The 21,304-nt window shown below is 66.7% G+C and carries 19 protein-coding genes; 8 read left to right on the top strand and 11 right to left on the bottom strand.

Annotated features, from left to right (window positions below):
* Window positions 1–7 precede the first annotated feature (7 nt).
* Window positions 8–322, bottom strand: coding sequence for a hypothetical protein (locus G4D77_RS15230; protein WP_034389625.1), 315 nt, complete (start codon window positions 320–322; stop codon window positions 8–10).
* An 853-nt stretch (window positions 323–1,175) separates the two neighbouring features.
* Here G4D77_RS15230 and G4D77_RS15235 point away from each other — a divergent pair.
* The gene (locus G4D77_RS15235; RefSeq protein WP_013804690.1) at window positions 1,176–1,772 is read left to right on the top strand and encodes a chalcone isomerase family protein; all 597 of its coding nucleotides are present in this window, start codon (window positions 1,176–1,178) and stop codon (window positions 1,770–1,772) included.
* Here the strand turns inward: G4D77_RS15235 and G4D77_RS15240 are convergent.
* The 8 genes from G4D77_RS15240 to G4D77_RS15275 form a co-directional block, all read right to left on the bottom strand.
* Entirely contained in the window at window positions 1,747–3,162 is a 1,416-nt protein-coding gene (locus tag G4D77_RS15240; RefSeq protein ID WP_016450792.1) for a sensor histidine kinase, read from the bottom strand. The two genes, G4D77_RS15235 and G4D77_RS15240, sit on opposite strands and share 26 nt — an antisense overlap.
* On the bottom strand, window positions 3,131–3,817 hold the full coding sequence (locus G4D77_RS15245) for a response regulator transcription factor (protein WP_013804692.1): 687 nt from the start codon (window positions 3,815–3,817) through the stop codon (window positions 3,131–3,133). The genes G4D77_RS15240 and G4D77_RS15245 overlap by 32 nt, the downstream gene beginning before the upstream one ends.
* Entirely contained in the window at window positions 3,795–4,295 is a 501-nt protein-coding gene (locus tag G4D77_RS15250) for a hypothetical protein (RefSeq protein ID WP_126311078.1), read from the bottom strand. Before G4D77_RS15250 ends, G4D77_RS15245 begins: the two co-directional genes overlap by 23 nt.
* Window positions 4,296–4,465: 170 nt before the next feature.
* The gene (locus G4D77_RS15255; protein ID WP_074924338.1) at window positions 4,466–5,158 is read right to left on the bottom strand and encodes a hypothetical protein; all 693 of its coding nucleotides are present in this window, start codon (window positions 5,156–5,158) and stop codon (window positions 4,466–4,468) included.
* 218 nt (window positions 5,159–5,376) lie between these two features.
* Window positions 5,377–6,672 carry a polyamine aminopropyltransferase gene (gene speE / locus G4D77_RS15260; RefSeq protein WP_154836241.1) on the bottom strand — a complete coding sequence of 432 codons (1,296 nt, stop codon included), beginning with the start codon at window positions 6,670–6,672 and terminating at the stop codon, window positions 5,377–5,379.
* A gap of 147 nt (window positions 6,673–6,819) precedes the next feature.
* Window positions 6,820–7,497 carry a phosphoglycolate phosphatase gene (locus G4D77_RS15265; protein WP_154836243.1) on the bottom strand — a complete coding sequence of 226 codons (678 nt, stop codon included), beginning with the start codon at window positions 7,495–7,497 and terminating at the stop codon, window positions 6,820–6,822.
* Between the two features lie 187 nt (window positions 7,498–7,684).
* A complete protein-coding gene (locus G4D77_RS30870; protein ID WP_227740858.1) occupies window positions 7,685–8,023 on the bottom strand; it encodes a hypothetical protein in 339 nt (112 codons plus the stop codon).
* A gap of 3 nt (window positions 8,024–8,026) precedes the next feature.
* Window positions 8,027–8,503 carry a chemotaxis protein CheW gene (locus G4D77_RS15275; RefSeq protein ID WP_154836245.1) on the bottom strand — a complete coding sequence of 159 codons (477 nt, stop codon included), beginning with the start codon at window positions 8,501–8,503 and terminating at the stop codon, window positions 8,027–8,029.
* Between the two features lie 323 nt (window positions 8,504–8,826).
* Between G4D77_RS15275 and G4D77_RS15280 the strand changes: the two genes are divergently transcribed.
* From G4D77_RS15280 to G4D77_RS15305, 6 genes are all read left to right on the top strand, one after another.
* Window positions 8,827–10,524: a methyl-accepting chemotaxis protein gene (locus G4D77_RS15280; RefSeq protein ID WP_209672806.1), complete on the top strand. Its 1,698-nt coding sequence runs from the start codon at window positions 8,827–8,829 to the stop codon at window positions 10,522–10,524.
* A 74-nt stretch (window positions 10,525–10,598) separates the two neighbouring features.
* A complete protein-coding gene (locus G4D77_RS15285) occupies window positions 10,599–11,849 on the top strand; it encodes an HD-GYP domain-containing protein (protein WP_016450585.1) in 1,251 nt (416 codons plus the stop codon).
* Between the two features lie 151 nt (window positions 11,850–12,000).
* Window positions 12,001–12,372, top strand: coding sequence for a response regulator transcription factor (locus G4D77_RS15290; protein WP_017404901.1), 372 nt, complete (start codon window positions 12,001–12,003; stop codon window positions 12,370–12,372).
* A complete protein-coding gene (locus G4D77_RS15295; protein WP_151019833.1) occupies window positions 12,372–13,136 on the top strand; it encodes an HD-GYP domain-containing protein in 765 nt (254 codons plus the stop codon). Before G4D77_RS15290 ends, G4D77_RS15295 begins: the two co-directional genes overlap by 1 nt.
* 9 nt (window positions 13,137–13,145) lie before the next feature.
* Window positions 13,146–13,985 carry a substrate-binding periplasmic protein gene (locus tag G4D77_RS15300; RefSeq protein ID WP_016450588.1) on the top strand — a complete coding sequence of 280 codons (840 nt, stop codon included), beginning with the start codon at window positions 13,146–13,148 and terminating at the stop codon, window positions 13,983–13,985.
* 24 nt (window positions 13,986–14,009) lie between these two features.
* The gene (locus G4D77_RS15305) at window positions 14,010–16,535 is read left to right on the top strand and encodes a sensor histidine kinase (RefSeq protein ID WP_213757976.1); all 2,526 of its coding nucleotides are present in this window, start codon (window positions 14,010–14,012) and stop codon (window positions 16,533–16,535) included.
* A 32-nt stretch (window positions 16,536–16,567) separates the two neighbouring features.
* On the opposite strand, the gene G4D77_RS15310 is transcribed toward G4D77_RS15305, so the two are convergent.
* Window positions 16,568–19,159: a putative bifunctional diguanylate cyclase/phosphodiesterase gene (locus G4D77_RS15310; RefSeq protein WP_227740862.1), complete on the bottom strand. Its 2,592-nt coding sequence runs from the start codon at window positions 19,157–19,159 to the stop codon at window positions 16,568–16,570.
* Between the two features lie 258 nt (window positions 19,160–19,417).
* Window positions 19,418–20,332, bottom strand: a complete 915-nt coding sequence (locus G4D77_RS15315; RefSeq protein WP_034367884.1) for a LysR substrate-binding domain-containing protein — start codon at window positions 20,330–20,332, stop codon at window positions 19,418–19,420.
* Window positions 20,333–20,494: 162 nt separating this feature from the next.
* Here G4D77_RS15315 and G4D77_RS15320 point away from each other — a divergent pair, with 162 nt between their 5' ends.
* A complete protein-coding gene (locus tag G4D77_RS15320) occupies window positions 20,495–21,244 on the top strand; it encodes an SDR family NAD(P)-dependent oxidoreductase (protein ID WP_154836439.1) in 750 nt (249 codons plus the stop codon).
* The last annotated feature ends 60 nt before the right edge of the window (window positions 21,245–21,304 follow it).

Consider the following 21,304-nt stretch of genomic DNA (forward strand, 5'->3'; position numbering starts at 1 on the left):
AAGAGAATCAGCGCTCAAACGCCGCCGAAGCCGCAGCCATCCGCCGCAGATACGCCGGATCCTCCTGCAGGCAATGCACGTAGCTCACCTCGTCCTCAACCAGCTCCTCCATCCGCTGCGCAGCCCCGCAAATGGCCTGCAGCGCATTGGCCACCACCTCCAGATTGCGATGGCCCTCGGGTCGCTCCAGCCAGGCCAGCGCCAGCTGGCCCAGCGAGTACACCTCGCTGCTGCCTTGCAGCGTCAGCCGGCCGATCTCGGTCACGGCATGGCTCAACTGCTGCGGCGTGGGCTGGGTCAGGGTTGTGGAAGCGGTACTCATGGCGCAACCCCTCCCACGGCAGACGCGCCAGCATGGGGCGCTTGATGGGTGGAGGGGAAGGCAGAAATGGAAATGCCGTACATGATTTCGTACTCCTTTGCGAGAGAACAAAACCACCGGCCCGTGTTCTTACGCACAGACAGGTGGACGGGATGTTAAGAACACGTGCAAAGCCGTGCGGACGCCCTTGCGGGTAGCCCCATCCCGCCCGTAACCGCAGGGACGTGGGCATGCACCCACGATCCGACAATTCAGACGTGACAAGGCCTCGCTCACGGGGAGGCCGCACCGCTTTACACGCAGGTGTTCTTACGCACCAGCCCCTGAACAGGGGGCCGCCGCAATGATAGAGGCTTTCAAGACGGCAAACGCCCCAGCGCTCCAGGCCGAGCGAAGCGAAGGCCCGAACCCACTCCCCGTATGGCCGCGCCTGCGCCGGGCTGCCTGCGGGGTTGCAGTCCTGCCGAAGGACAGGACTGCTTCGTCATCTGACTCGCCGTGATTGTTTGAACGTAGCGCGCAGCGCGAAGTGAGTTTCACGGCGAACCCCGCAACCACCACGGCGCAGGTTGCCCCGCAGCGAAGCGAAGGGGTCGCGGACATCCGGGCGCTTTTCTTTGCTCACTTTCTTGTAGCGAGACAAGAAAGTGAGTCGGCCGCCGGGCCGAAACCCGGCCTCGAAAAGAAACGCCCCGACAGGGGCTTACAGACAGAATCAGCGCGGAAACGCCGCCAAAGCAGCGCCATCCATCGGCCCGCGAAAACCCTGTTGCCACCCCCACCCGATCCCCACAACATGTCGCCCGGACGTAACAAACCGCAACCGGGCCACAGCCCCCGCGCAGGAGACACCATGACCGCCTTGCCCCGCTGGATGAAGACAGCCGCCCTGGCCATGGCGCTGGCGATGCCGCTGGCCGCCACTGCCCAGGAGCCGCCGCGCACCGTCGCGGGCGTGGCCTATCCCGCCCAGGCCGGGGTGGGCGGCCAGACGCTGCAGCTCAATGGCGCGGGCATTCGCTACAAGGCCATCTTCAAGGTCTACACGGCGGGCCTGTACCTGGAAAAGCCGGCCGCCAGCCTGCAGGAGATCGCGGCCCTGCCCGGCCCCAAGCGCGTGAGCGTGACCATGCTGCGCGAGATCGATTCGGCCGAGTTGGGCAAGCTGTTCGCGCGCGGCATCGAGGACAACATGGAGCGCGCCCGCTTCTCGCGCCTGGTGCCCGGCGTGCTGCGCATGAGCGACATCTTCACGCAGCACAAGAAGCTGCTGCCGGGCGAGAACTTCTCGGTGGACTGGGTGCCGGGCCAGGGCGCCCAGGTCTTCGTCAAGGGTCAGGCGCAGGGCGCGCCCTTCCAGGAGCCCGAGTTCTTCCAGGCGCTGCTGGGCATCTGGCTGGGCCCGCACCCGGCCGACGATCAGCTCAAGAAGGCATTGCTGGGCGGTTGAACGGCTGCGCGGGCTCCTGCACGGGCCCGGCAAAGCGCGCCTGGATCTCCAGCCCCGTGGCACCGGGCAGGGCCGTGAGCGTCCAGCCGTGGGCGCGCGCAATCTCCAGGCAGATGGGCAGGCCCAGGCCCGCACCCAGGTCGCGCCGCTCGCTGCTGCGCCAAAAGCGCTCGAAGATGCGCGGCAGGTCCTCGGGCGGCACGCCACGGCCCTGGTCCAGCACCGAAAAGCCCAGGCCGCAGGCCTTCACGGTGACGGTGGCGCCCTGCGGGCTGTGCTGCACGGCGTTCTCGATCAGGTTCTTGAGCAGCACGAACAGCGCGCCCCGGTCGGCACGCCAGGCAGGCGAGCCGTCCTTGACCTCGCAGTGGATGTGCACGCCGCATTTTTCGGAGGCGCGGGCCATGAAGTCGCAGACCTCGCCAATGATGTCGGCCGGCGCAATGTCTTCCATGCGGTAGCGCTGGTGTTCGCAGACCTCGGCCAGGTGCAGCAGCTGCTGGACCTGGCGCGCCATGTGGTCCACGTCCTTGAGCAGCTCGGGGCTGCGCCGGTCCTCGGGCTCCAGCTCGATCTGCACGCGCATCAGGGCCAGCGGCGTCTTGAGCTCATGCGCGGCCATGGACAGGAATTCCTGCTGGTTCCGGAAGCCGGCCTGCAGCCGGTCCAGCACGTGGTTGAAGGCCTCGACCAGGGGCGCGAACTCGCGCGGCAGATCCTTGGGCTGCAGGCGCGTGCCCAGCGTCTGCGGGGTGATGCGCTGGGCATCCTGCGCGGCCACGCCCAGCGGCCTGAGCATGCGCTGCAGCGTGCGGTGCGTGGAGAACAGGAACACGACCAGGAAAACCACGCCGATGGCCACCATGCCGCGCCACAGCGCGGGCAGGCCCACCGATTCGCGCAGCCAGTCCACCATGCGGTCGCTGACGGCTATCTGCACGTGCCACGTCGTGCCGTCGTGGACCAGCGTGGCCGTGCCCGCGCGCATGACCACGCCGCCGCGCTCGTAGGCAAAGGCCTTGAGCTCGGGGTCGAAGCCCCGGCCGGTCTGCGTCAGCGGCTGCATTTCGCCGTTGGGGGCGAAGACCACGCGGCCGCGGGCGTCGGTGATGCGCAGCTGCATTTCCTCGCCCAGGCTGGTCAGCATCCAGGCCTTGAGTTCACGCTCGCTGAACCCCTGGGGCACGCCCTTGGCATCGAAGCTCACCCACTCGGCCAGCTTCTCGGCCGCATGCCCCATGCCGCGCTGCAGCGCATAGCTGTCGAAGGGCTTGGCGACGAGGATCACCAGCGCGCCCACCAGCAGCGCGCTGAACACCATGCTCAACCCATAGACGGCCAGCAGCCGCGAGCGCAGGCTACCGGGCCAGCAAAGGTTCGCGAAGCGCATAGCCCTGACCCCGGATGTTGACGATTTCCATGCACGAGCCGGCCGCGGCCAGCTTGCGGCGCAGCCGGTGCAGGGCCACATCGAGGGCGTTGGGCGTGACCACGCTGCTCATGCCCCAGGCCGCCGCCTCCAGCGTGGAGCGGCGCACCGTGGCGCCGGCCTTGCGCACCAGGCTGAGCATGATCTGCAGCTCCGCCGGCGGCAGCGCGATGGCCGAGCCCGCGCAGTGCATGCAGGCCTGCTGCGGGCTGATGCTGATGTCGCCCAGCTGCGGCGCCAGCTCCTGCACCAGGGCCGGGCGGCGCAGCAGGGCGCGCACGCGGGCGATCAGTTCTTCCATAGGAAAGGGCTTGGTCAGGTAGTCGTCGGCACCGGCCTCCAGGCCGCCCACGCGGTCGCTGAGCGCGTCACGGGCCGTGAGCATCAGGCAGGGCGTGGAGCGGCCCGCGGCGCGCAGGCGCTGCACCAGTTGCAGGCCGTCGCCATCGGGCAGGCCGCGGTCGATGACGATGACGCCGTAGTCGATGTCCTGCAGGGCCAGCCAGGCCGTGGAGATCTGGTGGAAGACGTCGGTCTCTATGCCGGAGTTGGCCAGCGAGCGGCTGACCAGCGTGGCCAGCCTGGCATGGTCCTCAATTAATGCGATGCGATTCATGGTTTCCGTCGTTGCCGCACAGGGACAGCAAATGCTCCCTGATCCCGGTGATGCGCTGCGGCGCCATGGGCTCGACCAGCACATGGATGACCCACAGGTCCTCGACCATGGCGCGGCATTGCAGGGCAATGTCCTCGGACACCAGATCGTCGGCGCAGGCCGCGTCCACGAAATCAAACCATATGTTCTGGAATCTTGCGCGGGTCAGCAACTGTGCGGCCGTCTTCTGGCCGCGCTGGCGGGACAGGGCATGGTCGCAGACGCAGCGGATATAGGCGCGCAGGTGGCGTGCGGGGCCTGGCGGCTCCTCGGCCAGCGCCTGCAGCAGGTCCTCGCGGAACTTGAGGATAAGCAACTCGAAGATCGTCTCCAGCCGCACGGCACGGTGCTGGCTGCATTCTTGGAAGCGCGAACCCAGGGAATACGCCTGGCCCGCCGCCTGGATACCTATCACGTCCTGGTAGATGGAGGCTTGCATTGCGATGGCACGTTCTGTCGTTTCAGGCTCCGTCGGTCCGCCGCGAGAGCGGCAAACCTGCGGGGAAAACGGCCATGCTCCCCGATTGCGTCTTACTGGCGACTTACCGGCCCCTGAATCTGCCCCATTACACCGGGAATATGCAGGCGGCCGGGTTGATCAATATTGGCTCAAATATCTTCCTGCCAGCCAGCAACATACCTGACCAGCGCCCACTGTGCCAGCCACAGTGCCATATATCCAAATGTCTCCACCAGCTCCTCCAGCACGATCACCTGATAATCAAACCATTGCTGCAGGACAATGAAACCATGACCTTCCGCATTGGTGGATATCACCATGGCCGCGACAAATGTCGCCAGGCTGAATATCGGCAGCGCCTTCTCGCGCACCAGGCGCTTGATGACCTTGTTCCAGACACCGTGGCGCACAAACCAATAGCAGCACAGCAGCAGCATGGCACCCACCACCCATTTGACGGCGGGCCGGTACCACAGCACCTGGGAGCTGATCACCGGCCCCCACTTGCCAGCCTCCAGGCTGGGCAGGAAAGCCGCGCCCCAGGCCAGTTCACGCCCCAGAAAAGCCAGCCAGAACAGGGAGGCGATCCACCACAGTGGCGCTGCAAAGGAGCCCTTTTGCCGCCGCGCCGCAACCAGGGCCGCCACCATGCCCAGCAGCAGGGTCACGGCCTGGATATTCTCCAGGAATCCATTTTCCCAGCTCAGGCTTTGCGGCAATACAAAGCTCAGGGGAAAGCTCAATATCAGCCCTGCCAACAAAGCCCAATTCCAAAGCCGCAGCAAGGAATCATCATGGTATTTGGACGCGGATATTCTTGTTTTTGAAAGGGAAGCAGTCATTTTGATACAGGGCGTCTGGCGCTTTATCTGTTGATATGGTTTTTTTCAAGCACGCAATATCCCGGAAATACTTACCAGGAAGCCGGAAAAATGGCGGGCGCACGGGCCTTCCCGCCGTTTTTCATTACAGCAGACTTGCCACCAGATTGCAGCACTGTGTCAAATTTGCCCTGCCGGGCGCGCAGTTGCCACCGCAGCCCGGCCAGGGCGGGCCGGGCTCAGGCGACGCGGACCGCGCGCGGGGGCAGCGCCGCCAGGGGCGCGGGCTGCACCAGATCGCGGTAGTAGTTGGGCAACGCGAACAGTGCGGGGTGCACTTCGGCGTTGTAGTAGCGCAGGTCGGGCAGGCGGCGCTCGGCCAGGCGCTGGCGCAGCTGGGCGGGGGGCAGCGCCGCCGCGTCCAGCGTGTCGGAGGCCACGGCCAGGCCCCAGTAGGCGCCGTACAGGGGGATGTACAGGCCGTAGCAGCGCACGATGGCAAAGCGCTCGCGCAGGCTGGCCACCAGCCGCACCACCTGCTCGCCATGGAAGACGGGGCTGCCCAGGTGCAGCACCAGGGCGCCGCCCGGCGCCAGCACGCGCTTCATGCGCGCCAGGGCCTGGTCGGAGTACAGCGCGCTGGCAGGCGTGTCGGGGTCGGTGAGGTCCATCAGGGCGAGGTCGAAGCGTTCTTCGGTGCGCTCCACCATGGCCATGCCGTCGCCTATGCGCAGCTGCAGGCGCGGGTCATCGAACACGCCGCGGTGCACCTGCTGCAGGTGCGTGCGCGCGGCCTGGACCACGGCCTCGTCCAGCTCGGCCACCACCACCTGCTCCATGGACGGGTGCTTGAGCAGTTCCTCGGCTGCGCCGCCATCGCCGCCGCCCAGGATCAGCGCCTTGCGCGGCGCCGGGTGGGCCAGGGCAGCGGGGTGGACCAGGGCCTCGTGGTAGAAGAATTCCTCGCCTTCGGAGGTCATGAAGCGGCCATCCAGTCGCAGCACCTTGCCGAACTGCGGCGTGTGCAGCAGCTCCAGCTCCTGATGGGGCGTCTGCACGGTTTCGCGCCGCGTGGCGCGCCAGCCAAAGCGCGCATGGGGCGTGAGCGCCTCCAGCGCCCAATCGCCCTCATCGGCCGCCGCCGTGGCCTGGGCGCCGGGACCGATGTCGCCGCGCATCAGATGCTGGCGCACCACGCGGCCCGGCGCGTAGGCGGCGATCACGCCCTCCATCAGCGCGCGGGCCTTGCCCGAGTTGTCGGCGGAGAAGTTGCAGACGTAGACATCGACGGTGACGCAGCCGGTCTCGGGCCAGGTGTGTATGGCCAGGTGCGATTCGGCCAGCAGCACGGTGCCGGTGACGCCGCCGGGCTGCCCCTGGTAATCAGGGAACTTGACCCAGCGGTCCTCCACCAGGGTCAGGCCGGCCTGCGCGGTCTGTGCGCGGCACAGGGCGGCGATGGCATCGGCGTCGAGCATATGGCGCTCGTCGCCCTGGCATTGGTAGAGATCGGCGGTCAGGTGCAGTCCGTGCATGTCGCGTGCTTCCTCCTTGTCTGTGGCCGGATCGCGGCCAGGATGGCAAAGCAGACGACTCTAGCAAAAACATAAATCGCACCGTCAAAGTGCGTTAACCATCGCCAAATCCCATTCTTTTTCCAACAATTTTGGAGGCTGCGCGTCTCAGGCCAGTTCGGTCAGCGCATCAACGAAGCCATCGGCATCGACCTGGCGCACGGGCTGGCCGTGGTTGTAGCCGTAGCTCACCAGCACCACGGGGCAGCCCGCGGCGCGCGCGGCCTGGGCGTCGTTGCTGGAGTCGCCCAGCATCAGCGTGCGCGCGGGGGAGGTGCCCAGGGCCTCGCAGGTCTTGAGCAGGGGCAACGGGTCGGGCTTCTTGCGCTCAAAGGAATCGCCGCCGAAGACCTGTTCGAACAGCGGTGCCAGGCCTTTTTGCTCCAGCAGCGGCCGGGCGAAGGACAGCGGCTTGTTGGTCAGGCAGGCCAGCCGCAGGCCGCGTGCGCGCAATGCCTGCAGGCCTTCGAGCACGCCCGGGTAGACATCGGCGAACTGGCCGTTGAGCTGCAGGTAGTGGTGCTCGTAGCGCTGCCAGGCCTGGCCGTAGATGGCATCCACGTCGGCCGCGCCCACATGGGCCAGCACCGATCGGATCAGGTGCTCCGAGCCCTTGCCCACCATGTTCTCTATGGCCTGCGGGGCGATGGCCGGCAGTTGCAGGTCCGCCAGCATGCGGTTGAGGGCTTCGGCGAAGTCGCCCAGGGTGTTGACCATGGTGCCGTCGAGATCGACGATGGCGGCATCCAGCTGCTGTGGGTTCAACGGAATGAAGTTTGAAATCATGAAATGGGGGTGTCGAAAGCCGGGGGCTGCCTGCGCAGGAACAGCGTCGAAAATATCAGAACTTGCGCGGGCCCTGGGACTTGGGCCTTGCGTCCCCTGGCAGCCCCTGCATGGCCGTGGCCCCGTATCCCGGTGTGCCGCGATGCGGTCCGACGAGCGCCAGGGCCGCACGCAAGGGGGAGGTTGATCAGAACGACACCCAGTCGTCCTGCTCCTGCGCTTGCTTATGCACGGGCTGCACGGCGCGGGCAGCCTGGCGTGCGGGGAGCGCCGCTGTCGCGGGGGCCGGCTTGCGCGCCCGCACCGTCGGTTGCGGGAGCGGCGGGGTTGAGGAAAGCTGCGCCGCATGGCCTCCCAGCTGGAAGATCGACACGGCCTGCACCAGCTGCTGTGCCTGGAGCTCGGTCAGCCAGGCCTTGACGTCGGTGTGTGCTGAGGTGAGAGCGCCTTTCTCCGCCTCCAGGTCTGCGGGCGATATGAAAATTTGCGGTGTACGAGCGGAAGACCGGGGCGTGCCGGAGCACATGGCTCAGCTAGCAGCGCAGTCCGGCAGGGCTGCCGTGGCCGTCGCCAGGAGCTTGTCGGCATCGATCAGCAGCAGCGAGCGCTCATTGAGCACGCCCATGGCCAGCAGGCAGTCATTGACCAGGCCCCCGCCCATGGCGGGCACGGCGCGCAGGTCCTGCGGCATGAGCGTCACCACGTCGGTGACCCCCTCCACCACCATGCCCGTCACTCCGCCAGGCAGGCGCAGCATGATGGTCACGGTGCAGGCGTCATATGGCTTGGGCGCAAGCCCCAGCCTGAGCCGCAGATCGATGACGGGAATGACCTCCCCGCGCAGTTCCAGCACGCCGTTGAAGTAGGCGGGGCCATTGGCAATGCGCATGGGCGACTCGTAGGACCGGATCTCCTGCACTTGCAGCAGGTCGATGCCGAACTCCTCATCGTCCACAAGGAAGGAAAGCCATTGCCTGGCGGTGTCGGTTGTCAGTGTAGGTGGCATCTTCATCACTCCAATCAAATTTATTTGATGAATTTGATAAAAATTTAACAGAGAGAAAAGAACAGCACAACTGGTTGTTACATTTGTGTTGTGCTCAGTCTTTGGTGCGAGCGATGAGTGCAAGATTTCTCGTGTAGCCGGTGGCTACTCCCGATAGATTGTCACTAAGAGTAAAGAGGAGCCGACTGTTCCACCAAGCGAGGCTTTGGATGAAGAGCGGGGTGAAGCGATAAATATGCTTCCGTAAGCCAAATTTAAGCTTGCCAAATGATCATTTGAATCAGATTGATCAAATTCTCTTCACCTACTCTTAGGAGGCACGCATGTTCCTTCGACTTCTTTCCATTCGCACACGGCTCATTGCTGCCTTCACACTGCTTCTGCTGCTGCTGAGTACGGTTGCGGCCATCGGCTCACTGCAGATCGCCCGGGTCCAGTTCAATGCCAACGACCTGGGCACCAACTGGCTGCCTGCCACTAATGCGCTGGCCTCGATCCGGGCCACGGCCAATGAAGCCCGCCGCGCCACCCTTCGCCATGTGATTGAGGAGTCTGTAACTGGCAAGCAGGCTCAGGAAGAGGCGCTGGCGAAGGCCGAGAAAGCTCTTGCGTCGGAGTTCTCCACCTACGAAAAGCTCATTTCCTCCCCGGAGGAAAAGAAGCTGTACGACAAGATGCGCGTAATTTGGGACGCCGTCGTACTGGAGGATAGGAAGGTACAGGAGCTGTCCAAGGCCGGGGCTGAGCAGTCTGCTCAGGCGCGTGACAAAGCCACAGGATCTGCGACCCAGGCCTTCACAGAGTTCATGGATGTCGTTGGCCAGGACATCGCGCTGAACCAGGAGGGCGGGCGCAAGGCCACCGAGCAGGCCGAGAAGGACTACCACCTGGCGCTGTACCTGCTCGGCGGGCTGGCCACGCTGGCGGTGTCCCTGGGCGCCGTGCTGGCCTGGGCCATCACGCGCTCGATCACCGAGCCCCTGCACATGGCGGTCTCGGTGGCGGACACCGTGGCGCGGGGCGACCTCACGGCCAGCATCGTGGTGCAGGGCCGGGATGAGCCCGCCCGGCTGCTGGGCGCGATGCGCGACATGAACGGCAAGCTTCGCGAGATCATGGCAAGCATTCGCCTCAGCAGCGACAGCATTGCGACGGGATCGAGCGAGATCGCCTCCGGCAGCCTGGACCTGAGCCAGCGCACGGAGCAGCAGGCCAGCAACCTCGAGGAGACGGCCGCATCGATGGAGGAGCTCACGGCCACGGTGCGCACGAATGCGGACACGGCCCAGCAGGCCAGCAAGGTGGCTTCGGCCGCGTCGGCCTCGGCTGCCGAGGGAGGCCAGTCCGTGGCCCTGGTGGTGCATACCATGCAGGACATCTCGCAGGCCTCGCGCAAGATCGCCGAGATCACGAACGTCATCGACGCCATTGCCTTCCAGACCAATATCCTGGCGCTCAACGCTGCCGTGGAGGCCGCGCGGGCCGGCGAACAGGGCCGGGGCTTCGCGGTGGTCGCCAGCGAGGTGCGCGCGCTGGCCCAGCGCTCGGGCACGGCGGCCCGCGAGATCAAGGAGCTGATCGGTGCCAACCTGGAAAAGGTCGAGCAAGGCACCCAGGTGGCCACCCGGGCTGGCGAGCAGATGGGCCGCATCGTGGAGCAGGTGCGCAGCGTGGACACCATGATCGGCGAGATCTCCAGCGCATCGGCCGAGCAGGCGGTAGGCATCCGGCAGGTCGGCGAGGCGGTGAGCCAGCTGGACCAGATGACGCAGCAGAACGCGGCGCTGGTCGAGCAAAGCTCGGCCGCTGCGGGCAGCCTGGAGCAGCAGGCCGCTTCTCTGGCGCAGATCGTCTCCACATTCAGGATGCACCCCGAGCATGGGGCAAGCCACCCCGCCGCGCCGCGTGCCGCCAACGTCCAGGCCATGGGGCCCAGGCAAGCGCTGCCGGCCATTCAGGCACGCGTATCGCCGGCCCGTGCGCAACCGCAGGTCAAGGAGGAGGAATGGGCGGCCTTCTGACCTGGATCCGTACAGAAGCAAGGAAATGGCGGCAAGATGACGTATTCATGTGAACCGTTGCGGGGCCCTTGTTCATGATCAAGCGCATCAGTGTGCGGCAGCTGCGGCTGGGCATGTTTCTGGAGAGCTTTTGCGGCAGCTGGATGGAGCATCCGTTCTGGCGCAGCCGCTTCAGGCTGGAAGACCCTGCCGACCTGGCGAGGATCCTGCACGCCCCCATCCAGGAAGTGTGGATCGATACCGCCAAGGGCCTGGATGTCGCGCAAGACGAGCCGTCTTGCTCGCGCGAGCAGGTGGACACCGTGATCGACGCCCAACTGTCCGAGATCTCGCAACTGGCCGAGTTGGAGTGCGAGCTGCGGCCCGTTGCCTTCGATGAGGAGGTGAAGCGGGCCGCCCGGATCTGCCGCCAGTCCAGGCAGGCGATCACCGCCATGTTCCGCGAGGCGCGCATGGGCAGGGAGATCAACCAGGACGAGGCCCGCTCCGTGGTCGCCGAGGTGTCCGAGTCGATCATCCGCAATCCGTGCGCCTTGGTCAGCATCGCCCGGCTCAAGAGCAGCGACGACTACACCTACATGCACTCGGTGGCGGTCTGCGCCTTGATGATCGTGCTGGCACGCCAGCTCGACCTGCCACCGCAGCAGGTGCGCCAGGCGGGCTATGCGGGGCTGCTGCACGATATTGGAAAGATGGCGATCCCCGCCCCCATCCTGAACAAGCCGGGGCGCCTGACCGACAGGGAGTTTGCCGAGGTCCGCGAGCATCCGGCGCGAGGCCTGGAGCTGCTCCTGGCCGGCGGCGTCGATGATCCGGTGGTGCTGGACGTCTGCCTTCACCATCATGAGAAGGTGGATGGCACAGGCTACCCCCACGGGCTGCGCGGCGAGGACATCAGCCTGTTCGCGAAGATGGGCGCGGTCTGCGATGTCTACGACGCCATCACCTCGGACCGCCCCTACAAGCGTGGCTGGGACCCTGCCGAGGCGGTGCACAAGATGGCCGAATGGAGCGCCGGGCACTTCGACAAGACCGTATTCCAGGCCTTCGTCAAAAGCATAGGCATCTACCCGGTGGGCTCTTTGGTGCGGCTGACAACGGGCAGGCTGGGGGTGGTCGTGGACCCTGGCCGCCAGTCCCTGACCTGTCCGCAGGTCAAGGTGTTCTATTCCACGGCCAGCGGCATGCGGATGGCACCGGAGACCGTGGACCTGGCCCGGCCCGGGTGCCAGGAGAAGATAGCCAGCCGGGAAGACCCCGCGAAATGGGGCTTCACCGACCTCGATGCCCTGTGGAAAGACCCGGCCTGGGAACGGGCCACATAAAGGCGGGGCTGCCGGCTCCCGCACAGGGGCAAAAGACCTGTTCCCGGCCTGGCAACAGATTTGATAGATAAATTCAATAAAATTTGATTGAATTGATATTTATGATTCACATGCCAGCCCACACCTTTGTTGCGGCATGAAAGATCTCCCCATGCAAAAGATACTGATCGCCGAGGACCATGCCGACATCCGCAAGCTGCTGCGCATGACACTGGAATTCAGCGACTTTGACGTCATAGAGGCTTGCGATGGCGACGAGGCCTGGGCGATGGCCGAGAGGCTCAGGCCCGACATCGTCCTGCTTGACATCATGATGCCGGGCACGCTCGACGGCCTGGAGGTGTGCAGCCGCATCAAGCGCTCCTACGAGCTTCTGCATACGCAGGTCATCCTGCTGACGGCCCGGGGCAGCGCCGAGGACCGCAAGGCGGGCCTGCTGGCCGGAGCCGACGAATACCTGGTCAAGCCCTTCAGCACCCTGAAGCTGCTGGAGACGATCGAAAAGCTCGAGAGGATCGACTGATGGCCCAGTACCAGACCGCCTCCCCCCGGGAGCCATCGCGACGTTTCGATCCTGCGGCCGTGGAGCAGATGGAGCAGCTCATCCAGGACTTCGGCCGCATGTACCGCGAGCGCAACGATCTGCTCAAGGAAGTGACACGCGCGCACCACGAGACCCTGCTGCGCCTGGCCATGGCCGCCGAGTTCAAGGACGACGACACCGGCTCGCACATCATCCGCATCGGCTACCTGTCGGAGGCCTTGGCCCTGCGCCTGGGCTGCCGCATCGAATTCGCCAGCCTGCTGCGCAAGGCGGCCCCGATGCATGACATCGGCAAGGTCGGCATTCCGGACACCATCCTCAAGAAGCAGGGCCCGCTGGATGCGCAGGAGCGCCTGGTCATGAACCGGCATGCCGAGATCGGCGCGCATCTGCTGGGCCAGTCGCGCATCCCGGTGTTCCAGATGGCGGCCGAAATCGCCGCCAGCCACCACGAACGCTTCGACGGCAAGGGCTACCCGCGGGGATTGGCAGGCGAGGACATCCCGCTGTCGGCGCGCATCACCTCCATCGTCGATATCTTCGACGCGCTCACCATGGACCGGGTGTACCGGCCGGCATTCGGGCGAGCACGGGCCCTGGAGATGATCGCGGCGGAACGGGGCAAGGCCCTGGATCCCGGCATCGTCGACGCGTTCATGGACAACATCGAAGAGCTGGATGCGCTGCGCCTGGCGCTGACCCGGCAGTCCCCGTCCTTCACCGATCTGATCGACACACCCTGAAAGCCCGCCATGCATCCATCATCGACATGTTTCGGCGCACCGTCCCCAAGGCGCGTGCTGGCACGCCTGGCAGCCGTTGCCGGATTGCTGCTGTGTCTGGTGCCATGGTCCGGCTCTGCCGCAGCTGGCGAGGTGCTGGAGCGGATTGCATCCACGGGCGCCCTGCGTGTGTGCATATGGCCCGACTACTACGGCATCACCTTCCGCGACCCGCGCACGGGCCGGCTGACGGGCGTGGATGCAGAGCTGTCGGCGGAGCTGGCCAGGGAGCTGGGCGTACGGCTGCAGTATGTGGATTCCTCCTTTCCCAGGCTGATACCTGACCTGCTGGAGTCGCGCTGCGATGTCGCCATGTTCGCCGTGGGCATACTCCCCCAGCGGCAAAAGCAGCTGCGCTTCACGCAGCCCTATCTGAACAGCGACATCTACGGCGTCACCACCAAGAGCAATCAGGCCGTGCAGTCCTGGGCGGACATCGACCAGCCCGGCGTGCAGGTCGCCGTGCAGCGCGGCACCTTCATGGAGCCCGTGATGCGCGAGACGCTCAAGCATGCGCAGATCGTGTCCATCGAGCCGCCCCAGACCCGCGAGAAGGAGCTCATGGCAGGGCGCGTGGATGTGTTCATGACCGACTACCCCTACAGCCGCCGGCTGCTCGACAGCTCCGACTGGGCCCGGTTGATCGCACCGCCCAAGCCGTTCCACGTGCTTCCCTACGGCTATGCAACCAGTCCTGCCGACGCCCAGTGGCTGGCGCGCCTGGACCAGTTCGTCTCCGACATCCGGCGAGACGGCCGCCTGGCCCGGGCAGCGCGCAACCACGGGCTGAGCGCCATCGTCGCGCCTTGAACCCTCCGATGGAGCGCCTTCATCATGTCTGGCCGAGCCGGCACGCATCATTTTCTGGGGGCCAGGCGCAGCGCCCACCTCAAGGCATTGGTGCTGACCTTTGCCCTGTGCGTGCTTGCCGGGCTGGTGCTGTTCGTCTGGAGCCAGCTGCATGCCGAGGCCGAGCAGAGCAAGGCCCAGGCGGCGTTGCTGGCCCGTGTGCTGCAGGATCAGACGAACAAGACCTTCGAGACCGGCGAGGTCGCCCTGGCAAGCCTGGCCAACAACCCGGTCATCCTGTCCGCCGACAGCCCCGGCGCAGCGCGCGAGGCGGCCTTGGCGCAAGTGGTCGGCCAGTTGCCGGTTCTGCGCAGCATGGCGCTGCTCGATGGCAAAGGACGCATCCTGGCGAGCACGCAAGCGGGCGAGGCCGGCCTGCAGATCGAGCTGCACAAGCTGCTGCCTGACAGGGCATCGGCTCCGGTCCCGGGCAAGGTCCAGCTGGGACGCCTGGTCACCGGCCGCAGCCTCTCCTCCCTGGCAGCGGTCCCGCATGCGACACCGCGGGGCGTCCGCTACCTGCCCCAGATCCTCGCATTCAAGCGCGACAACGGCGCACCGGCCGTGCTGGTGGCCCTGATCAATCCTGATGCCTTGGCCAACTTCTACCAGTCCACGCTGGAGTCCCTCAGCTACGAGGCCATGCTGCTGAGCTACGACGGCCAGACGCTGGCCAGCACGAATGCGGGCACCGGCGTGCAGGCGACCGCCGTGCTGCAGACACCGCTGTTCCGGCAATGGCTGCCGCACAGCGAATTCGGCTCCTACGTCGGCGCCGGCATGCTCGGCTCCCATGAGGTCGTGTCCTTTCGCACCGTGCGCAACTGGCCTCTGCTGCTGGTGGTGGAGGAGCCCTACTCGGAGGTGGTCGCGCGCTGGCGCGACAAGGCATTCGCCTTCTTCGTTGCCGGCCTTGCGCTTCTTGCCCTGGTGCTGGGCCTGAGCGGGTCGGTGCTCAAGACCCGCAGGGTCCAGAAGTCGTCCCAGCAGTCCATGGAAAAGGCCCAGGCGCGCCTGGCCCGCAGCGAGCATGAGATGGCCGTGCTCATGCGCAGCGTGCAGGAGCTGATCTTTCGCACCGACATCCAGGGCCGGCTGACCTTCGTGAACGCACGCTGGGAGCAATGGACCGGGCAGCCCAGCGTCGAGGCGCTGGGGCAGCCGCTGGAAGGCATCGCGCGCGAAGCCTGCAGGCCGCAGATCCATGCCCTGCTCGACCCCCAGGCCAAGCTGGCCCTGCGCAACTGCCAGGCCATGTTCCAGCTGCCGGGCCACCGGGAAATACTCTGCGACATCGCCGTCGTCCCCCTGCTGCGCGACGGCCGGCTCGTGGGCTTCGCGGGCAGCGCCGTGGACGTGACGGCCCGCTGGAAGGCGCAGCAGGAACTGCAGACCCAGCTGGCCTTCCAGCACCTGCTGTTCGAGACCACGCCCCTGCCCATGCTGGTCACCGACGCGGACCACCGCGTGGTACTGGTCAACAAGGCCTGGGAGGACTTCTTCGGCCGCGGCCGCTATGCCGTGCTCGGCCACGAGATCAAGGGACTGCACTCGCGCGACGATGCCCTGCTGCAGATACGCAGCAACCAGGTCGTGATGCGCTCGGGCCAGCGCATGGTGCTGGAGGCCAGGCTGCCCCACGTGGACGGCAGCTACCGCGACGTGCAGATCTCCAAGGCGGCGGTCAAGGATGCCCAGGGGCAGACCACCGGCGTGCTCAGCATCTTTGTGGATGTGAGCGAATTCCGCGCGGCCGAGCATGCCACGCGCGAGGCCCGCGACGCGGCCGAGGAGGCCTTCCGCGTGAAGTCGGAATTCGTCGCCAACATGAGCCATGAGCTGCGCACCCCGCTGCAGTCCATCATGGGCTTTGCCGAGCTGGGAAGCCTGCGCTCGCGCGGCAATCCCGCCATGGCCGACATGTTCAACGACATCCATGCGGCGGGCCAGCGCATGCTGGCCCTGGTCAATGACCTGCTCGATGTGGCCAAGCTGGACAGCGCCGTGGGAACCATCCACCTGGAGCGCACGGATCTGCGCAGCCTGATCCGGCCGGTCGTGCGCGAGCTGGAGCCGCAGCAGCAGCACAAGCTCATCGACCTGCGGCTCGAACTCGACGACGCCCCGCTGATCGCCAAGGCCGACCCCGTGCGCTTCCAGCAGGTGGTGCGCAATGTGCTGGCCAATGCCATCAAGTTCTCGCCCATCGGCGGGCGCATCGATGTGCAGGGCCGCATCGACGGACAGGGCGACATCTGCATTGCCGTCTCCGACCAGGGGCCGGGCATTCCGCCGCAGGAACTGGACAAGATCTTCCAGCCCTTCGTACAGTCCAGCAAGACCAAGGACGGCTCGGGCGGCACGGGCCTGGGCCTGGCCATCTGCCGCAAGATCATCGACACCATGGAAGGCACCGTCGTCGCCAGCAACGGCCCCGCGGGAGGCGCCCTGTTCTGCATCACCTTGCCCACCCGCAATGCCATGGAAACCCGTCCAGCCGAGTTGACATAGCCGGCACCGGCACTGGCGCCGGGACGCGAAGCTCAGGCCTCGGACGGCATATGCCGCCCATGCGCCAGCCAGTTGTCCCCGGCCTGCCAGCGCGCGGCCCAGGCGGGCAGCTGGTCGGCGGGCATGGGCCGGGCGATGCCGTAGCCCTGGGCCACGTGGCAGCCCATGTCGCGCAGGCGGCGCGCATGCTTGGGCGTTTCCACGCCTTCGGCCACCGATTCGAGCTGGAAGGTGCTGGCCAGCTGGATGACGCCTTCGACGATGCCCAGGTCGTCCGGGTCGGCCAGCATGTCGCGCACGAAGCTCTGGTCGATCTTGAGCGACTGCACGGGCAGCTTGCGCAGGTAGGTGAGCGAGGAGTAGCCGGTGCCGAAGTCGTCCAGCGCAAAGCGTATGCCCAGCTGCCGGCACTGGCCCATCACCTGGATGGCCTGCTCCATGTCGGCAATGGCGGCGCTTTCCAGGATTTCCAGCTCGATCAGGTGCGGCGGCAGGTCCGGGTGGCGGGCCAGCACCTGGGCCATCTTGGCGTGGAAACCGCCGTCCAGCAGCTGGTTGGCGCTGACGTTGATGCTCACGCACAGGTCCAGTCCCTGGCCGAACCAGCGCGCCGCCTGGGCCACGGCCTCGCCGATGACCCAGTCGCCCAGCGGCCGCTCCAGGTCGCTGCCCGCGATGAAGGGCAGGAACTCGCCCGGCGCGCGCAGGCCCTGGCGCGGGTCGTGCCAGCGCAGCAGGGCCTCGGCACCCACCAGCTTGCCGCCGCCCAGCTCCACCTTGGGCTGGTAGTGCAGCAGGAATTCACCCTTCTCCAGCGCCTGGCGCAGCCAGCCCAGCTGCAGGCGGCGCGCATGGGCCTTGCGGTCGTTTTCCGGATCGAACAGCTGGTAGCGGTTGCGCCCGGCCTGCTTGGCCACGCACATGGCCTGGTCGGCATGGCGCAGCAGCAGGTCGGGGTCGGCCTGGTCGTCGGGGTAGAGGCTGACACCCACGCTGGCGGTCACGGACAGCACCCGGTCCTGCACGGGCACGGGACGGCTGGCCGCCTCCAGCACCCGGTCGAGGATGGTGGAGCAGTGCTCGGCCGAGCCGATGTGCGACAGCAGCAGCACGAACTCGTCGCCGCCGAGCCGGGCCAGCGTGTCCTCGGAACGCAGCACGCTCTTGAGGTGGGCGGCCACGCCCACCAGCAGCGCATCGCCCGCGGCCGCGCCGTGCAGGTCGTTGATTTCCTTGAAGCCGTCCAGGTCCAGGAAGCACACGGCCAGGGAGCGACCCTCGCGCGCCGTGCGCAGCATGGCCTGGTTGAGCCGGTCGATCAGCAGGCGGCGGTTGGGCAGGCCGGTGAGCAGGTCATAGTGGGTGACGCGCTCGAGCTCGGCCTCGTGCGCCTTGATGTGGCTGATGTCGGTGAAGACGCCGATGTAGTGCTCGATCTCGCCGCCGGCACCCTGCGCAGCGGAGATGGACAGCATCTCGGCGAAGATCTCGCCCGATTTGCGGCGATTCCAGATCTCGCCGTGCCAGAAGCCGTCGCGCGCGATGCAGGCCCAGATCTGCCGGTAGAACTCCGGCCCGTGCAGGCCCGAGGACAGCACGCGCGGCGTCTGGCCGATCACCTCCTCGGGCGCATAGCCGGTGATGCGGGTGAAGGCCGGGTTGACGCGCGTGATGCGCCGCGCCGGATCGACCACCATGATGCCCTGGTGGCTGCTGTCGAACACCACGGCGGCCTGGGCCAGCTCGCGCTCGAAGCGCTTGCGCTCGGTGATGTCCCGGGAGATGCCGAACAGGCCTGCGATGTGGCCTGCCGTATTGCGCACCGGGCCCTTGGTGACCAGGAGGTCCAGCGTCCTGCCCGGCTCCACCGTCAGCTGCTCCTCATGCGTGGCCACCTCCTGGCGCAGCACCGCCTGGTCCTTCCTGCGGATGGCGCTGGCGATGCCGAAGGGAAAGAGCGCGAAGTCGTCCTTGCCCACGATGTCTTCGGCCTGCCGGCCCACCAGGCTGGCGGCGGCCCGGTTGACCAGCAGATAGCGCCCGCGCAGGTCCTTCACGAAGACGGCATCCGAGGTGCCGGAGATCACCGAGTCCAGCAGCTGCCGCTGCATGTTGGCCTTGCGCAGCGAGCGCTGCAGCGTCTCGGCCAGCACGCTCACGGCCAGGCCGTTGACGGCCACCACCCCCCATTGCGCCCAGTCGCGCACGGCGACGCCGTCCGTCTGGTCCAGGCTGTAGGCCGCAAAGGCCGTGGCCAGCAGGCCCGGCCCCAGGCCGCCGATCAGCGCACTGACCAGCACGGGCAGCATGAACAGCAGCAGCAGCGAGCGTTCACCGAAATGGCTGGCCAGCGTGCTGCTGGCGGCCAGCACGGCCAGGCTCATGGCCAGGGCAAACAGATAGGAGGCCCAGACCGGGAAACGGCGCGGCCCCATTTCCTGGGTGATGGCGGAGGCGCCGCCGCTGTGCGCGGCCGGCACCGAGCACAGCGCGAAGAACAGCAGGAAGTCCGTGGCCAGCACAAAGAACAGCCCCTTGGCGACGGAAAGCCAGCCGATATCCGCACTGCCTGCCAACGCGAACAACAGCTTGTCGGACAGAATGATCCAGGCGAATGCGAGCAATCCGTAGCTCACCGTGATCAGTCCGATAAATCGGCGTCTTGCTGATTTGGCCATTTCAGCGTGGCACTCCCTGTGTATATGGCTGTCCGGAATTATTGCCAATCCCTGCTGGCAATCGCGTCGTCATTCGCCGAAAACAGGGGGCAATAAAACCATTTGCCGCGCACTCGCTCATTCATAGAGAAATTGCATCGCAGGCCTTTTCCGCCGGATGCGGGAATATCTGTCCGGCCCCTTTTTCCCGGTCCGGCCGCCAACTCAGTCCGGGCACTGGCGGCAGGGCTGCTGCTCGGTGCGGGCGGCCTCGGCATGCAGCCAGGCCAGGAAGGCCGCCACGGCGGGGCGCCGGGCGTTGCGCGCGGGGTAGACGGCAAAGTGGGCCTTGACGCGCAGGGCCCGGTCCATGCCGAAGGGGGCCACCAGCCGGCCGTCGGCAATGTGGCCGCCCGCGTTCATGGCGCTTTCCAGCGCCACGCCCAGGCCCTGCGTGGCCGCGTCCAGCGACATCTGGGCGCGGTCGAAGCGCACGGCAAAGCGTTCTGGCGCGCGCAGCTGCGAGAACGCCTGGAACCAGTCCGACCACTGGACGATGCTGACGTTGCTCTGGATCAGCGGCACATGCAGCAACTGCTGCACGCGCTGCAGCCCATGCTCGGCCACGAACGCGGGGCTGGCCAGCGGCAGGATGTGCTCCTCGAACAGTGGCTCCACCTCCAGCTCCGGCCACTGCGCAATGCCGTAGCGGATGTCGATATCGGCCTGGCCCAGCGCAAAGTCGCTGTGCGAATGCGCAGCCGACAGGTTCAGCGCAATGTGCGGGCAGGCCCGTGCGAAGTCCCGCAGCCGGGGCATGAGCCAGAGGCTGGCGATGCTGGGCGCGCAGTGCACGTAGAGGCTGTTGCTCATGCTGTGGCGCAGGTCCTCGGTGGCCGAAACGATGGCCGCCAGCGCGCCGCCCACGCGCTCCAGGTAGGCCTGCCCCGGGCGGCTCAGGCGCACGCCATGCGCGCTGCGCTCGAACAGGCGCACGCCCAGCTGCGCCTCCAGCTTGGCCACCTGGTGGCTGACGGCCGAGGCCGTCAGGTGCAGCTCGGAGGCGGCCAGCGCGAAGCTGCGCCGGCGCGCCACGGCCTCGAAGGCCTGCAGGTGGGCACTGCTGGGAATGGATGCCATGGCAAGTTCCTCGAAGACGCGGGCAGCTCACGGGCAGACCCCGGGAGACCCCGTACGTGAGCTGAAGAACCGTCATCTTAGGCTGATGAAACATCGTTTGTCTTCATGCTCGTGACAGCCCAAGATGGCTGCATCCACCACCACTACAGCGGAGACAGGCACATGCTGCTCAAGGACAGGGTCGCCATCATCACCGGCGGCGCAGGGATCAACGGACTCGGTTTTGCCACGGCGCGCCAGATGGCCGCCCAGGGGGCCCGCGTGGCCATCCTCGACCTGGAGCGGGCCGATCCGGCCGGCGCGGCCGCGCGGCTGGGCGAAGGGCACCTGGGGCTGGTGGCCGACGTGACGGACAAGCCCTCGTGCGAGGCGGCGGCCGCCGCCGTGCTGCGCGCCTTCGGCCGCATCGACGCGCTGGTCAACAACGCGGGCATCACGCAGGCCGTGGGCACGCTGGAGATCGGCGGGGCCGACTACGACCGCGTGCTCGACGTGAGCCTGCGCGGCACGCTGTACATGTCCCAGGCCGTGCTGCCGGCCATGCGCAGGCAGCAAGCGGGCGCCATCGTCTGCATCTCTTCCGTCTCGGCCCAGCGCGGCGGCGGCATCTTCGGCGGGCCGCACTATTCGGCCGCCAAGGCCGGCGTGCTGGGGCTGGCCCGCGCCATGGCGCGCGAGTTCGGCGCCAAGGGCATACGCATCAACTGCGTCACGCCGGGCCTGATCGAGACCGATATCACCCAGGGCAAGCTCGGCCCCGAGCGCAAGCGCGAGATCTCCGCCACGATTCCGCTGGCCCGCCTGGGCCGCGCCGACGATGTGGCCGGCGCCTGCGTATTCCTGGCCAGCGACCTGGCCGCCTATTGCACGGGCATCACGCTCGATGTGAACGGCGGGATGCTCATCCACTGAGCCCCGCGCGCCTGGCCATGGCCTGCATGGCCGCACACAACCCAAGCAAAGGAGACAAGA

This window comes from Delftia sp. WY8, assembly GCF_018437695.1.
GTDB classification, from domain to species: Bacteria; Pseudomonadota; Gammaproteobacteria; order Burkholderiales; family Burkholderiaceae_C; genus Comamonas; species Comamonas tsuruhatensis.

Coding starts and splice junctions, on each gene's coding strand:
- G4D77_RS15245 (WP_013804692.1), bottom strand. CDS start 3,817: ATGAATCGCATCGCATTAATTGAGGACCATGCCAGGCTGGCCACGCTG.
- G4D77_RS15285 (WP_016450585.1), top strand. CDS start 10,599: ATGATCAAGCGCATCAGTGTGCGGCAGCTGCGGCTGGGCATGTTTCTG.
- G4D77_RS15230 (WP_034389625.1), bottom strand. CDS start 322: ATGAGTACCGCTTCCACAACCCTGACCCAGCCCACGCCGCAGCAGTTG.
- G4D77_RS15275 (WP_154836245.1), bottom strand. CDS start 8,503: ATGCCACCTACACTGACAACCGACACCGCCAGGCAATGGCTTTCCTTC.
- G4D77_RS15265 (WP_154836243.1), bottom strand. CDS start 7,497: ATGATTTCAAACTTCATTCCGTTGAACCCACAGCAGCTGGATGCCGCC.
- G4D77_RS30870 (WP_227740858.1), bottom strand. CDS start 8,023: ATGTGCTCCGGCACGCCCCGGTCTTCCGCTCGTACACCGCAAATTTTC.
- G4D77_RS15235 (WP_013804690.1), top strand. CDS start 1,176: ATGACCGCCTTGCCCCGCTGGATGAAGACAGCCGCCCTGGCCATGGCG.
- G4D77_RS15300 (WP_016450588.1), top strand. CDS start 13,146: ATGCATCCATCATCGACATGTTTCGGCGCACCGTCCCCAAGGCGCGTG.
- G4D77_RS15295 (WP_151019833.1), top strand. CDS start 12,372: ATGGCCCAGTACCAGACCGCCTCCCCCCGGGAGCCATCGCGACGTTTC.
- speE (WP_154836241.1), bottom strand. CDS start 6,672: ATGCACGGACTGCACCTGACCGCCGATCTCTACCAATGCCAGGGCGAC.
- G4D77_RS15280 (WP_209672806.1), top strand. CDS start 8,827: ATGTTCCTTCGACTTCTTTCCATTCGCACACGGCTCATTGCTGCCTTC.
- G4D77_RS15250 (WP_126311078.1), bottom strand. CDS start 4,295: ATGCAAGCCTCCATCTACCAGGACGTGATAGGTATCCAGGCGGCGGGC.
- G4D77_RS15290 (WP_017404901.1), top strand. CDS start 12,001: ATGCAAAAGATACTGATCGCCGAGGACCATGCCGACATCCGCAAGCTG.
- G4D77_RS15305 (WP_213757976.1), top strand. CDS start 14,010: ATGTCTGGCCGAGCCGGCACGCATCATTTTCTGGGGGCCAGGCGCAGC.
- G4D77_RS15255 (WP_074924338.1), bottom strand. CDS start 5,158: ATGACTGCTTCCCTTTCAAAAACAAGAATATCCGCGTCCAAATACCAT.
- G4D77_RS15320 (WP_154836439.1), top strand. CDS start 20,495: ATGCTGCTCAAGGACAGGGTCGCCATCATCACCGGCGGCGCAGGGATC.
- G4D77_RS15315 (WP_034367884.1), bottom strand. CDS start 20,332: ATGGCATCCATTCCCAGCAGTGCCCACCTGCAGGCCTTCGAGGCCGTG.
- G4D77_RS15240 (WP_016450792.1), bottom strand. CDS start 3,162: ATGCGCTTCGCGAACCTTTGCTGGCCCGGTAGCCTGCGCTCGCGGCTG.